Origin of the sequence: Bradyrhizobium sp. Ec3.3 (assembly GCF_000472925.1) — a bacterium.
Taxonomy (GTDB): domain Bacteria; phylum Pseudomonadota; class Alphaproteobacteria; order Rhizobiales; family Xanthobacteraceae; genus Bradyrhizobium.
This window is the reverse complement of record NZ_AXAS01000108.1, coordinates 1-13,769: the sequence shown is the minus strand read 5'-3', so window position 1 is coordinate 13,769 and position 13,769 is coordinate 1. Positions and strand designations below refer to the sequence as shown.

Annotated in this window: 8 protein-coding genes and 3 pseudogenes; 8 read left to right on the top strand and 3 right to left on the bottom strand. The window is 57.9% G+C overall.

The window, feature by feature from the left end:
- Nucleotides 1–911 (bottom strand): annotated as a pseudogene (locus YUU_RS0144250) (IS3 family transposase); the annotation flags it as partial.
- Nucleotides 912–1,325: 414 nt separating this feature from the next.
- On the opposite strand from YUU_RS0144250, the pseudogene YUU_RS54240 reads away from it, so the two are divergent.
- Nucleotides 1,326–2,180 (top strand): annotated as a pseudogene (locus tag YUU_RS54240) (MaoC/PaaZ C-terminal domain-containing protein).
- A gap of 20 nt (nucleotides 2,181–2,200) precedes the next feature.
- On the opposite strand, the gene YUU_RS0144230 reads toward YUU_RS54240, so the two are convergent.
- Complete coding sequence (locus tag YUU_RS0144230) at nucleotides 2,201–2,557, bottom strand: hypothetical protein (RefSeq protein ID WP_027527906.1); 357 nt, start codon at nucleotides 2,555–2,557, stop codon at nucleotides 2,201–2,203.
- Between the two features lie 1,096 nt (nucleotides 2,558–3,653).
- On the opposite strand from YUU_RS0144230, the gene YUU_RS55650 reads away from it, so the two are divergent.
- From YUU_RS55650 to YUU_RS0144215, 3 genes are all read left to right on the top strand, one after another.
- Nucleotides 3,654–4,082 carry a hypothetical protein gene (locus YUU_RS55650; RefSeq protein WP_156944898.1) on the top strand — a complete coding sequence of 143 codons (429 nt, stop codon included), beginning with the start codon at nucleotides 3,654–3,656 and terminating at the stop codon, nucleotides 4,080–4,082.
- Between the two features lie 447 nt (nucleotides 4,083–4,529).
- Entirely contained in the window at nucleotides 4,530–5,579 is a 1,050-nt protein-coding gene (locus YUU_RS0144220) for an NAD(P)-dependent oxidoreductase (protein ID WP_027527904.1), read from the top strand.
- A gap of 636 nt (nucleotides 5,580–6,215) precedes the next feature.
- The gene (locus YUU_RS0144215) at nucleotides 6,216–7,178 is read left to right on the top strand and encodes a lysylphosphatidylglycerol synthase transmembrane domain-containing protein (RefSeq protein ID WP_027527903.1); all 963 of its coding nucleotides are present in this window, start codon (nucleotides 6,216–6,218) and stop codon (nucleotides 7,176–7,178) included.
- A gap of 1,073 nt (nucleotides 7,179–8,251) precedes the next feature.
- Here YUU_RS0144215 and YUU_RS54230 read toward each other — a convergent pair.
- Nucleotides 8,252–9,372 (bottom strand): annotated as a pseudogene (locus YUU_RS54230) (IS110 family transposase).
- 693 nt (nucleotides 9,373–10,065) lie between these two features.
- Between YUU_RS54230 and YUU_RS0144205 the strand changes: the two are divergent.
- The 4 genes from YUU_RS0144205 (at nucleotide 10,066) to YUU_RS57865 (ending at nucleotide 13,613) form a co-directional block, all read left to right on the top strand.
- Complete coding sequence (locus YUU_RS0144205; RefSeq protein ID WP_027527902.1) at nucleotides 10,066–10,521, top strand: hypothetical protein; 456 nt, start codon at nucleotides 10,066–10,068, stop codon at nucleotides 10,519–10,521.
- Between the two features lie 16 nt (nucleotides 10,522–10,537).
- Entirely contained in the window at nucleotides 10,538–11,089 is a 552-nt protein-coding gene (locus YUU_RS0144200; protein WP_027527901.1) for a dTDP-4-dehydrorhamnose 3,5-epimerase family protein, read from the top strand.
- Nucleotides 11,086–12,312, top strand: a complete 1,227-nt coding sequence (locus YUU_RS0144195; RefSeq protein ID WP_027527900.1) for a class I SAM-dependent methyltransferase — start codon at nucleotides 11,086–11,088, stop codon at nucleotides 12,310–12,312. The genes YUU_RS0144200 and YUU_RS0144195 overlap by 4 nt, the downstream gene beginning before the upstream one ends.
- A gap of 1,001 nt (nucleotides 12,313–13,313) precedes the next feature.
- Nucleotides 13,314–13,613 (top strand): transposase, encoded by a 300-nt coding sequence (locus tag YUU_RS57865; RefSeq protein WP_084801961.1) that lies wholly within the window; start codon nucleotides 13,314–13,316, stop codon nucleotides 13,611–13,613.
- The last annotated feature ends 156 nt before the right edge of the window (nucleotides 13,614–13,769 follow it).

The following is a 13,769-nucleotide window of genomic DNA, read 5'->3' as shown; positions in this document are numbered from 1 at the left end:
TTGAACGCCACGATCTGAATGGTGGATCAAGCCGGCGCCAGGCCGCTGTGTCGCAATGGCCATCGCTAGGGCCGCCATTGGCAGTTCGGCGCGCAAATGATCCGCCATCGCCCAGCCGACGATTTTGCGGCTGTAGAGATCCATCAGCGTGGCCAGATAGAGCCAGCCCTGATCGGTCTCGACGTAGGTGATGTCGGCGAGCCAGATCTGGTTCGGCGCGGCGGCGACGAAGTTGCGCTCGAGAAGATTCGGGGCGATCGGGAAATCGTGACGGCTGTCGGTGGTCCGCACCCGGCGTGGCTTCGCCATGATGGCCCTGATGCCGTGGCGGCGCATCAATCGCTCGATGCGACCGCGGCTGGCCCCGCGGCCCTGAGCCCTCAACTCGGCATGGACGCGCGGGCTGCCATAGCGGCCATTGGTGTCGCGGTGAACCCGCCTGATGTCGTCGACGAGCTCACGATTGGCGGCGGATCGCTGGCTCTCCGGGCGCGAGCGCCAGGCATAATAGCCGGCCGGCGAGACACCGAGCACGCCGCACATGATTGTCACCGGGTAGTCGGCGCGGCGATCTTCGATGAAGCGAAATCTCATTTCGGACCTCCAGCAAAGATCGCAATGGACTTTTTTAAGATATCGCGCTCCATGCGCAGCCGCTCGTTCTCCCGCTGCAAACGCGCGATCTCCGCCGCGTGGTCCGCCGACGGCAGCGTCGCCTGCGTTGTGGGGCGCCGCGTCGCCGCCGTCGGCTCCAGCCGGGCCCCTCGCTGCTCCACCCATCGCCGCAGCACGGAATCGCGCAGGCCGAGCTCCCTGGCAACAGATCCGATCGAGCGCCCGCTCGACGCTACGAGATCAACCGCTTGCCGCTTGTAGTCATCCGTAAACGACCGACGTTGACGTCCTTCCATCCGACACCTCCTGGCTCTTCGAGCCTACTACAGGTGTCCATCAATTCGGAGGAGGTTCACTCTTAAAGACATAGGCAAGCGCCTCATGTAGGAGGATGTCATTCGGGCTGGATGATCCCTATGTCCAGGCGAAACGCATTCCCTTTACAAAGACGCGACGGCCTGCGATCAGCATCGGTCTTCGAGGCCTTGAGGCGGAGAGCGCTCAAGTTGATGGCTCTCTCTGGACCCGCACATGCAAGCCGGATCTCGAGTCCAGATCGCCGGCACAGGCGATCTGGATCATCGATCATCTCAGCTACTAGGTCTTCTATTACCTGATGATTTTCCGTTTTGAGGAGGGGCGTCATGCCTGAGGTACATCTCTACGGCGTTTGATGCCAAACGGGCCAACAGCAATAAGGGAACGACACAATGCCAATCGACTATCCCGCGGTACTCAATCTCAAAACTGAAGCCACTCCCTTTTCGTGGAGCGATCGCGAGGTGATGCTTTGTGCGCTTGGTATCGGCATGGGCTCCGATCCTCTGAACGAAAAGGTGCTGCAGTTTGTCAACGAGGCATTTGCGACCCACCAGCAAGGTGGTTCCGACCTTTGCCTCGGTCTGCGTCTGGGGGCGCGACCCGGAGTCATCGACCTCAACCGCGTCATGTTCCTTGATGGCGAAAGCGCCATCACATTTCACAAGCCGATCCCCGTCGAGGCCAGCGTTACCGCGGATGCGCGCGTCCGCGGCCTGTACGACAAGGGAAAGGAGAGAGGCGCGATCATTCAGAATGAGGTTGTCGTCGGAGATGGCGAGGGTGACAAGATCGTCACGATCGTTTCTTCGACGTTTGCGAGGGGCGACGGCGGTTTTGGCGGATCATCGGAGGGGATGCCCGAGCCGCACCGAATACCTCGCAGAGCGCCGGACAGATTAGTCGATATCCCGGTTCGGCCTGACCAAGCACTCATCTATCGTTTGTCGGGTGATCGAAATGCCCTGCACAGCGATCCCGAATTCGCGCGTCGCGCCGGTTTTCCAAAGCCGATTCTGCATGGCATGTACACTTATGGACTGACGTGCAGGGCCGTGTTGCAGACGTACGCCGACTACGATCCCTCTGCCTTCCACCGTCATCGCGTCCGGTTTTCTGCCACGGTGTTCCCAGGTGAGATCATTACGGTTAATCTCTGGAAGGACGGCAATTCGATTTCGTTCGAAGCGCATGTTCGCGAGCGCCAAGTTACCGTCGCAAGGAATGGGCAGACGCTGCTGGGCTGAGCTCATCTCAAGTGCGAGTGTCATCGGAATCGGCGCGGGGCACCAGTACGACCTTCGACCCGAGGCTCGAAAATGTTGGCGGGCTTGGCGCGGCCAGAATTGCTTTCCCCCAGCCACGCAGCCACAAAGGCGCCGAGGTCGAGATGGTCGTTGCGCTGCTTGGCGAAGATCTCGGCGAGGCGTTCGACGGTGTTGACCTGGAAGCCGGGCGCGCCGAGCTCGCGCAGCACGGCGTAGTTGCCGGTCGCGGGCTCCTTCTGAAGAGGGGAGCTGTGGCCTTCGCCGCCTGTATTAGTCGCCGCCTGAACGAGGCTGTGCGTGCCAGGGTCGCCAACCTGCAGGAAAGCGCGGATTGTGAGCGGCCATCTGCTGCTCATATCTAGGGCAGCCGGCGGAGCAAGTGCGCGCTGCTGCGAGCGCCGCCAAGAGAAGAGCAGCGTCGGCGGTGGAGCGCGACAGGACTCGGGCGGCCTGGGGTCGCAGTCACCGCAAGCTGCTAGTTTGCGAAAAAAGCGATATCTGGTCCTTCAGCGCTGATAGGGAGGACTTGCCGCCACTGACGACGTTGGCGCTTTTTTATCAGCGTTCCCGCGATTGAAATGGGCGCCGCGGCAGCAAGCCGGGCCGAGCGCGACCGACTGAGATGATTGACGCGTATAAGACCGCGTCCCGATTTTCAGGCGGTCAACGTCATTGTCATCGGCGTGCCGGGTCGTCTGAGTCTCGCTCTCGTCATGACGGCATAAGCTGCGGTGTCCGGCGACGAATTGGTCGTCGTCGACCACCAACACGCCACCGCCGGTCCAAGGAATGGCTCTCCTTCTCCGATCTGCATTGTCGCTCTCCATTAGTCCCCCACCTAACGGTCAAGAGGCATTAGCAAATTCCGTTTGGCGGTTCACAAGGCCAAAACCATGCATGTCTGGCTTGAAGTGCGCGATTCGTGTCGGCATTCTGACAGCGTCACCAAGGCTGTAAGGTTCAAAACACTGCTCGTCTTGGGCGCCGTAAGGGGTTTTCCCAAACGTAATCAGGTCCTTAAAGCCCGGTGACGCGCTGGCATGGCCGTTGCTAACTGAGATGCAGCAATATGCTTATTGAGGACTGAGGCCGCGCAAACGCCGCAAGGGAGGAGATGCTTTATCTCACTTGAACCCGTCTGCCACGCTTCTGAGAGAGAGCCAAGCTCGTGCGCAACCGCCACCGCAAGGCTCGGCAGTAGCTTTGGAGATCGGCATGGTGCTGCGCATCGAGTCCCCGGCTCCTCAAATCAAGGTGGAGAACTGGCTGTGTGGCCGACCCGGCCCCTCACGAACTGCCAGCCGGGGAAAGTGTACATCGCCGAATATTGGGCGACTAGGTGCGAGTATGCCCGGCAGCAATATCCTATCTGACGCAGCTGCAAGAGAACATATAAGGACAGCGAACTTGAGATTATCGGAGTCGCGGCTCGCGACGAGGCACAGAAGGCAGATGACGACTAACGAAGTCGGGCGCGTGGTTCGCGAAACTAACTATCGGATCGCGTCCGACCACACAGGAGGAATGAATAGGCTTTTGATGAATACCAGTTCTTCTTTCGGGCTTCCCACCTCATTCGTCGTCGACCGCGACGGCCGGATCGCCTTCATCTGTCATCCAGCGCGGCTCGATGATGTTTTGTCGAAAGTGCTGAAGAGCATCTGGCGCAGCAGCGATGAAGCTAAGTTAGCCGAACGGATAGCCGAAAACGAGCGCAGAGCAAACGAATTGGCGGAGACCGAATCCATCTACGCCAACCTCGCGCCGGCTATGAAGACCGAAGATTGGACAGCGGCGCTCTTAGTGGTTGGAGAGGGGACGCCTTCCTTGACCCGGGATCGGCTTACCAGCCGTCCGTCAATTGGTCCGCGACGCGATTAACAAAAAGTACGAGAGTTGGGTGAGTGTGGCTATAAGACAGCTCTTCGATCAGGAGAAGGACAACTCCTACCTTCAGCGTGGCGAGCGCTTTGGAATGGGCTGGGATTTGCCCGAGCGATCCGGAGACTGTCCAGGACGAAACGAAACAGCATGTCCTTTCGCCGTTGCTCCAAGCGCTGGCCAACTACAAGTGTGAGAACGCTACGGGTTTTTTGTTCGGGTCCCAACCAAGTCTCCTCAATTGCCAAAACAGGCGCCGGAGGATGAAAAATGAGAAGAGGGAATGAGAATCGGAATCTGTTTGCTTCAGGATCTTTCGACGCCTAATCGGTACTACCTTAGGTCTAGACCTCGATGCCGCGGTCGGCGCCCATCGCAAGTCCGGTGCGATTGTCTCGGCCGCCTCGCGGGGCAGGGCCGCCGAAGAAACCATGGTGAGGAAGTAGAATGCGCGTTTTGATCACTGGCAATATGGGATACGTAGGGTCGGTGCTGACTCGGTTTCTAAAGTCCAAGGATCCTGGAATCGAGATCATGGGTTATGATTCCGGATTTTTTGGCCATTGTTTGACTGGAGCGGAATCGATACCGGAGGCTTGTCTAACAAGGCAATACATCGGCGATGTGCGCGAACTAACCCCCGCGATCCTCGACGAAGCGGACGCGGTTGTTCATCTGGCTGCCGTCTCGAACGATCCGATGGGCAAAGAGTTTGAGGACGTCACCACCTCAATAAATCGTGAGGCAAGTGTTCGAATTGCCAAAATAGCTGCTAGCCACGGTGTGGGAAATTTCGTCTTTGCATCATCGTGTTCCGTGTATGGCGCAGCGGTGGGATGGCCGCGTGGAGAAACCGATACTACCAATCCACTGACGCCCTACGCGCGCTCTAAAATTGGCACGGAGGACGACTTGCGGCAGATTGACCTCAGCGGGATGGTCTTTACATCACTTCGTTTTGCGACTGCGTGTGGGATGTCAGACCGCCTCCGGCTTGACCTGGTCCTAAACGACCTTGTGGCCTGTGCTGTAAGCAGCGGCGAGATCAACGTACTGAGCGATGGTTCGCCCTGGCGGCCTCTGATCGACGTCGAAGATATGGCGCGAGCGATTTATTGGGCGATCCGGCGCCGTGCGGAGGACGGCGGGACTTGGCTTGCAGTCAACGCTGGCCGAGACGAAAGTAATTATAAGATCAGCGATCTGGCGGAGGCTGTGCAACGGCAGGTTTCTAATGCCAAGGTCAGCATCAATGCTGATGCTCCGTCCGACAAGCGTTCCTACAAAGTGGACTTCTCGCTTTTCAAATCGCTGGCGCCGGATTTTATTCCGCGCGTTTCTCTAGATCAGTCGATTGCGCGCCTACTGAAGGGCCTTGAACGGATGAAGTTCGTCGACAGGAAGTTCCGGAACTCTCCATACCTGCGTCTTAACACGCTGCGGCGGCACATTGATGCTGGAAGGCTCAATCGCGATCTGCGATGGCTAGGCATGTGACATGAAATGTGAGAAGAAGCGGTAGAGCGTTAAGTTCGGCGTCGAGCTGGAAGCGCACCAAGATGATCGGTGTTTTTGATTATTTTGGGAGCAGAAGTTTGGTGACGGAACAGATCGCCGATCGAGCCGTGGCGCCGCTGATTCAGTGTTCATACTGCAGACGATCAAGGACGTACACCCATCAATATCGGTGCCGCCCGCCCAATATTTGAGTAAAAAAGTGACAATGCTCGCAGTCCTGCCATTCGGAAAAATGATCAAGGTCCCCGAGTGCGCATCCTTCTTGGCGGCGCTGCTTGGCGTGGAAATCGCTATTTCACATATATGCGCCGGTAGGCCACTGAGCACGACTGCCGTCCCGGCCTTGCAAGACGTCATTATTCACGCCTTCCAGCGGGGAGGGTGCTCGAGATCAGCGAGCGCCCGGCGCGGCTCACGCCACTCGAGGCTTCGGAGACGTCATTGACACCACGCCGACGACTGTTTGGCTGCCGTATGAGAGAGACAAGGGGCCGCACGCTGGGGTAGTTCCGCGTGTCACCAGGTAGGTGCGTAGAGACGCGCTAGCTTGACGTTCGAACAAGCTGGCGTGAGATAATTTGGGTCAGACGAGACGTGAGCGAACCCCGGGTAGCCATGCGCGGATTTGTAATCTTTATAACCCGGGTAGCTGTGTCGCTCGGGCTACTTTACCCGGCGCTGCGAGGGATCAATTTCTCGGCGATCCAGTCACGGCTGAGCCATATCAACCTCCTCTGGATCGCGGTCGCGCTTGCGGTGACGATCCTGCAAATCTTCCTCGGCGCGCCACGCTGGCGCGAGATTTCCGATCTGTGCCATGCGCCCATGAGCGATCTGAAGGCATTCCGCTACAACATGATTGGCACCTTCTTCAATCAGACCCTGCCGTCATCGATCGGCGGCGATGCGGTACGACTCTGGCTCCTCAACCGTACCGGCGCGGGCTGGCGCGCGGCGACCTATTCGGTCCTGACCGATCGCGCTGTCGGCCTGATCGCGCTTGCGCTCATTGTCGTGGCGAGCCTGCCGTGGAGCTACGGTATGATCAGCAACTCCAATGGTCGGCTCGCGCTGGTCTTCGTCGATTTTGCCGTACTCGCCAGCTGCCTAGGCTTTTTGCTGCTCGGCCATCTGCACTGGCCGTGGCTGAAAAGCTGGGGGCCGAGCAGGCACGTCCATGCCTGCTCGGTGCTCGCCAATCAGGTGATCTTCAGCAAGAAGAGCGGACCGAAGATTGCCGTTCTCTCGCTCGCCGTCCATTTTTTCGCGGTCGTGATCACCTGGTGCTGCGTGCGCGCGATCAATGCACCGGGCGACTTCGGGCAGCTGTTCGTATTGACCCCGCCGATCTTGCTGGTCACCATGATGCCGATCTCCATCGCCGGATGGGGCGTGCGCGAGGCGACGATGATGATCGCCTTCGGCTATGCCGGGCTTGCGCAGACCGACGGCGCCGCAGTCTCGTTCCTATTCGGCGTCGTCCACCTCATCGTCGGCGCGCTCGCCGGGCTGATCTGGATCTTTAGCGCGGAAAAGCGGGTGCGCCATATCGAAGTCGCTCGCACTATGGAGGATTGATCGCCCTCAGCGCAGTCGGCAGATTGGTAGGACCGAAACGGAGCTACGTCTTGATTCTTGTATCAGCCGGTAGGAAAACAAGTCTCTTTCATTCTTCCGTTATGGCAATATGGTACTATCAAAGAACCGGTGAATGGCGCTTCCACTCGCAACCATTCTCGATGGCATACTGTCAATGATTATCTCGTCCTGGTGCGTGGTGTGGCGGCAAACGCGAGCCACCGAACGCGAGCGCGAACTCATCCGCAACGCTTGCGTGTACAGGGGGATTCGGGCAGATTTTGAATGATCCACGATCGCGGTTGACAACCTAGCGGAGTTGCCGAGGATGCGCCTCCACTGGATTCTATACTGATTACTTCTAGCGCAAATCAGCGGAGAACGATACTGGGGGTCTTGATTATGCGCTACGATCTGACGGAGTTCCATGGGAGCGTCATCGAGCCAGCATCTCCTTCAGCATGCCATCTCGGGCATGCCGTTTCTCGTTCGGCAGTGGCCAAAGGCAACTCATCCGGCAACAGCACGTAAAGGACCCCGGTTTTGGATGCTGGCGTCGCCGCGGATGATGAGCTGAAAGCCCGATTTGTCTGTAGCGCAGCCACGCCTCGCACCTGTCGCTATCCGCTGCTCGAGCTCAGCGTGTCCAGGGCCACGAGATCTGTGGTGCTGAGTTCGGCAGATCAAAACATCCCACTCTGATGTCCCCAGTCAAGCACACAGCGCACGGTTTCCCGCCTCCACGATGACTCGTCGTGAAGTTCTTGCACTCTTATGGATCGTGCAGAGGAGAAGGCGGGACCCAAAGACGTCGGTGAACAGGCTCTGATGCGCGGATTGGATACCGCATTTCCGTTTTTTCGTCTGGGGCTGTCCTGGTCTAGCGTCGGGCGTCGGGCGTCGATCGGATGATCGGCCACATAATGGGTTTCAGGAATTCCCCTGCCGTGGTCTCGCCTTCACCCCTGCACGATTGATGTCTGCGACTATTCCCTGATCCTGGTTGCAACGGAGGGGCTGTGGGCCGGTCGAGCGCACCTCACGACTCGAGCGGTCCACAGCCCCTAACGACGTTACGCCTGTCGATGTGCCATGAGCTCGCGATTGATCGCCCAGATGAAGGCGGATAGCTCGCGGGCAATCGCCGTGGCGATTACGGTTCGCCGCTTGCCCTTCCGCTCGAGTGAGCGGAAGCGCCCGCACAGTCTGGTCTGCGCTTTCCACGCAATCTCGCGCGCGCGTCTCGGTGCGGCCTCCACCTTTGGCTGCTTGTCTCGGCTCACGCGCGGCGGATATCGATAGCTCCAGGCCGCCTCCACAAGCATACGTCGCGCCCGCCCATTGCCGGCCTCGGTGATGCCGCCTCGCTTGACCTTGTCGCCAGTCGAGTTTTCCGTGGGCACCAGACCCAGATAGCCCATCAGCTCGCGCGGATTTTGAAAGCGGGAGAGATCGCCGATCTCGGCCAGCACCCCCACAGCCGCAATGAGATCAATCCCCCGCATCGCCTGCAGGGCCGCGACAATCTCGGCAAGCGACCACACTCGGGTACTACCTCGCGGATGGCATCTTCCAAACGCTCCATCCGCTCCCTTTCCTGGCGTATCCGCTCAAGTAACTCTTCGAATGCGATGCGCTGCTCGCGATGCTCGAGCTTCTGCGACATCAGCCATCTCATGTGGGCTGGTCCTCACGTTGTCTTGCCCGGATAGATGCGTCCCAGCCGCAGCATCAATGACGAGATCTGTTGACGCTTGCCCTGGAGGTCCTTCTTCACCGCCTGACGGGCGCGCGAGAGATCGCGCATAGCCTCATGGCGCTCGTCCGGCACCCACACCGCGGTGAGCTCGCCTGCGCGCAACAGCTTGGCGAGGCTTACCGCATCGCGCCGGTTTGTCTTCACTCGATCGCCGGCCTTCTTCGGAACGAGCGAGGGGGCCACCACCAGGCAGTCATGGCCGAGGCTCTTGAGCAGTCTGTAGAGGCCATATCCTGTCGGCCCTGCTTCGTAGCAAAACGTCAGATGACAGCATTTCGCTACAAGCTTTGCCACCAGCTTTCGGATCGCTGCCTCCGTGGCAGAAAACTCTCCGAGATATCGTACCTCGCCGCCACGGCCGCCGTCGGCAATGGCTATTGCATTGCGCGATTTTGACGTATCGATTCCGACAAAGACCTCGGTATGATGACCCACGACTCGCCCTCCTTGTTAGAGGCTCTGCCCGGTCCGTCCAGGCAACCCTCGTCGCAACATCGAGGGTGAGTCGCCTCATTTTGTGGAGGGGACGTACAGTCTAGTCGTATCTCATCAACCAGTCGGACAGGCCTCATATTTATCGGGCTAGCGCGTCCTGCAGCACTTCCTTCGAGGCTCAATTCGTGCGCACATTGCGCAGGTTGGCGTTCTCATCATCGCGCTCAGCCTCCACATCTCGGTCGACAGCAGTCCATCATATTTTCTCTTTTCCAATTGAAGTAGGTTTCCTGGCTGATCCCGCCTTGCGGCAGATATCTGCAACCCACATCCAACCCCTGCTTCAAAATGAATGCCTTTTGTGGGTCCGAAAATTGTGAGGCCATTCTCCGCTCCCGAGCCCAGTACGCGAACGACTCTAGCTAAAGACAGGCCCAGTTCTATGGCTCGGAGCATGACCACAAGGTCAGGGATCCTACCAGTTCTTGGAGGAGATTGCGGGCTCAGATTCGTGTAGTTTTGAATTACTTTCTGCAGACGTCGATCTGACCTTCGACTTGAGCGAGGACAAGTTAGAGATTCACGAGAGATTTTCCGAACTGTGGAATAGTCGGGCTAGTCGATACCGGCGTGTCTCGATGACTCGCGGATACCTTAAGGACGTGGTGTGTACACCAGGAATGAATTTCAATTATGCTGACGGCGCATCACTGGGACATACTGCGGCTCGAGACCAATTCGGAAATTAGTGGACGTCGTATCGAAAAGCATTGGAAAAGGCTGCCTTCTGAAGCTGCGACCCGGGATGGTTTCCACATGGCAGCACACCCCTTGGTACGCCGCTCCTCCCGCAGCCCGCTCAAAAGGTGGGGAACAGCCGAAATCGTCGAGCAGATCATGATCACATGGCCGGCTGCTTTATGGCACCAAACCGATCAGGAGCAGCCACATGAAGCAAAGCTGTTGCAGCTCGACGCCAACAAGGCCCAGAGCGATCTAGGTTGGCGACCGGTCTGGGACCTACCGGCGGAGGTCAACGCGACTGCCAAGTGCTACCGCGCCTGGCTCGAGCGAAGTGACGTGCCGCGCTGGATTCGGCCCCAGCTCCAGCGGTGCCTTGCCATAGCCATCGAACGCGGACTTCGTTAGGCAAAGGACCACAGAGGTGAGGTTGTTCGAAACTGATATTGCGGGGATTTGGGTCGCCGAAAGCAACCTGCATTCAGATCACCGCGGATCATTCCATCGCCTGTTCTGCGCCGATCAGGAGCAGCAAGTCGTCGGTGCGCGCGGCATTGTTCAAATCAACTACTCCCTTACAAATTCGGTTGGAGCCATCCGTGGACTGCACTATCAAAAGCCTCCCATGGCTGAGATGAAGATCGTGCGTTGTCTCCGAGGGCGAGTGTTCGATGTTGCAGTTGACCTGCGTAAGAATTCGTCCACATTCCTGAAATGGACAGCGGTCGAACTTACGCCGGCCAATTGCCGGTCCTTCATCATTCCCGAAGGGTGCGCCCACGGATTTCAAGTATTGGAGGAGAACTCGGAACTACTTTATCTACATACGGCGTTCTATTCGCCGGCCGACGAAGGAGCCGTTCGATTCGATGATCCGAGGATGGCCATTGCATGGCCTTTGCCGCCGACAGAGTTGTCTGCACACGACTCGAAGCATCCGCTTCTTGATGCGAACTTTAAGGGCCTAAACCTATGAATTGCCGTCATTGCCAGACGCCATTGGAACATGTGTTCCTTGATCTTGGACACGCGCCGCTGTCCAACGCATATCTCTCGGAAGCGCAGCTCCACGCGCCGGAGACAACCTTTCCGCTGAAGATCTTTGTGTGTCACTCGTGCTGGCTCGTACAAACCGAAGACTACGCCGCCGCTCACGAATTGTTCTCCAGCGGGTACGCGTACTTTTCCTCGACATCGCAAGGTTGGTTGAAACATGCCAAGGCCTATTGCGAAAAGATCGCCGAGATGCTGCGCCTTACCCGAGACAGTTTCGTCATCGAGGTCGCCTCGAATGATGGGTATCTCCTCAAAAACTTTGTTGAGATGGGCGTACCGTGCGTTGGTATCGAGCCGACTGCCAGCACCGCCGAAGCGGCCGAGCGAATTGGCGTACCGGTGCTTCGCTATTTCTTTAGCGCGGCCACGGCTAGCATGCTGGCCGCAAACGGGCGGCAGGCAGATCTGATCTGCGGCAACAACGTCTACGCTCACGTGCCTGATATCAATGACTTCACGTTGGGCCTCGGTATTTTACTCAAGCCGGGAGGTACGGTGAACCTGGAGTTCCCACATCTCAAGAACATGATTGCGCAGAATCAGTTCGACACAGCCTATCATGAGCACTTCTCGTATCTGTCGCTGACTGCGGTTAGCCAAATCTTCGAAAAGACTGGACTGCGTGTCTTCGATCTTGAGGAACTCCCGACACATGGTGGGTCCTTGCGCATCTATGGCTGCGACAAGGATGATTCGCGGCAGACTACGGCAGCGGTTACGGCCATGTTGGCCTGTGAGAAGAGGCTGGGGTTGCAGGCTTCAGGTTTGTACCGGACATTCCAGCAGAAAGCGGATAAGGTAAAGAACGACTTCCTCGCTTTCTTGATCGAGCAAAAGCGGGCCGGCAAGTTGGTTGCCGCTTATGGGGCGGCCGCCAAAGGCAATACATTGATGAATTATGCCGGGTTGAAGACCGACCTGATCAGCTTTGTCTGCGACGCAGCAGCGTCCAAGCAGAACAAGTTCATGCCCGGCAGCCACATCCCGATCCGTCATCCAGCAGAGCTCGCGAAGCGAAAGCCAGATTGGGTGGTAATCCTGCCCTGGAACATCTCTGCCGAGGTGATGCAGCAGCACGAGCAGATTAAGGCGTGGGGCGGCAATTTTGTCGTTGCGGTTCCCGAACTGAAAGTTCTGACGTGAAGGTGTTGGTGACTGGCGCGACGGGCTTCATTGGTCGCAGGTGGTCACCAGTGTTTTTTCGCGAGGCCATTCCATTGTTCCCGTTGCACGAAATGTCGATCGCGCTCAACAATGTCGTGGTACCCGGAGGTCAACTTCGTCGCCTGTGGTCTGACTGCAGATTTCAAGCCAAACTTGAGCGCGGGCTTGAAATGAGGTGTTGATTCAGCTCGCATGGGTGCTGCGACGCGCGAGCCAGCATTCGTCTTAACCGCCGGGACTATCCTATCCAGATTGCGAACCAATGGCTTGGAGGTGTGTGCCCATCATGCTCGAGTCGTTCGGCAGTCGAAACAAGAATTGATACATCGTACAGAAGCAGCGTAAGTTGGGTTTCGATGGCCGTCACAGGTTCCAGCGAGGTCGGCCGTCTTAGCGCAGGGTTATGGTCCTTCAATGTATTTATCTTGGCTGATCTTGCCGAATCGCTGATGCTGGTAGGTTACACCTCGTCCAGGAGGCGGTGATGAATGGCAGGTCGCGAAATGATGTATCACGAGACCACAGCATCGACACGCTGATTAGGGCCCATCACGATATCCAAAGACAGTCTCCAACCTCAACCGATGAAATCGCTGATCGACCAGTCCGCCGCCTAGTTCAATAGCGCACAGCGAAGGCTAATGCGCTGCGCCCTAAGTCCCAAAACGGCGAACCGTACAGATCTTTGTCGCCGTGGTCTGCGACGGGAGAATCGGACCTCCCGAAAACATCTTTTCCTCTCTTGGCGCGGCAAAGCCCTGTAGGTCCCGACAATGCAAGTTTATCTATAGGCCGCATATTGCTGCCACTTGCTTTGCGTAGTTTTATCCTGCCGTGAATCGGACGCTCCTCCTAGATCTATTCGCAATCGATGACACATTGTGTGCGGCGTGACTATGAACGCTTCGATCCTGTCTGCCACGTATCGCTCTGGCAAAGGCCGCCTTGCGCGGTGCGAAGGAGAGTGAAGACATGGCCGTATGACAGACCATACGCCTATTTCGAAGGTTTCCCGACGGGAAGTTGTCTCGACAGGCGATCGACGCCGTTGGACATTGGAAGAAAAGCAGCGGATCGTTGCCGAGAGCCGTGGCGGGCCACGCTTGGTGTCGGTAACGGCCCGGCGCAACGGGTTGTCTGCAAGCCAATTGTTCACGTGGCGCCGATTGGCGCGCGAAGGCCGACTGAGCGGGGATGCCGTGCCGGCGCTTGTTCCTGTGGAGATCGCCTCTACGCCGACTCCGGCATCGACGGGTGCCTGCATCGGGTGTGCGCCGTGAGAAGGCGGCGCTTTCCAGTGGGTGCAAGCCCCACCCGGCAAACGCTCCAGCCGGAAGCAGTCGGAGCAGTCATGGAGGTAACGAAGTGGCTGAAGCCTTCGATTAGCGTGTCACGAATTGGTGACAGCGCGAGTGTGCAGGCCGTAACGCGAGTGA

Excerpts from the sequence above, each read along its gene's own strand:
- YUU_RS0144230 (WP_027527906.1), bottom strand. The coding sequence starts at position 2,557 with ATGAGCAGCAGATGGCCGCTCACAATCCGCGCTTTCCTGCAGGTTGGC.
- YUU_RS55650 (WP_156944898.1), top strand. The coding sequence starts at position 3,654 with ATGACGACTAACGAAGTCGGGCGCGTGGTTCGCGAAACTAACTATCGG.
- YUU_RS0144220 (WP_027527904.1), top strand. The coding sequence starts at position 4,530 with ATGCGCGTTTTGATCACTGGCAATATGGGATACGTAGGGTCGGTGCTG.
- YUU_RS0144215 (WP_027527903.1), top strand. The coding sequence starts at position 6,216 with ATGCGCGGATTTGTAATCTTTATAACCCGGGTAGCTGTGTCGCTCGGG.
- YUU_RS0144205 (WP_027527902.1), top strand. The coding sequence starts at position 10,066 with ATGCTGACGGCGCATCACTGGGACATACTGCGGCTCGAGACCAATTCG.
- YUU_RS0144195 (WP_027527900.1), top strand. The coding sequence starts at position 11,086 with ATGAATTGCCGTCATTGCCAGACGCCATTGGAACATGTGTTCCTTGAT.
- YUU_RS57865 (WP_084801961.1), top strand. The coding sequence starts at position 13,314 with ATGACAGACCATACGCCTATTTCGAAGGTTTCCCGACGGGAAGTTGTC.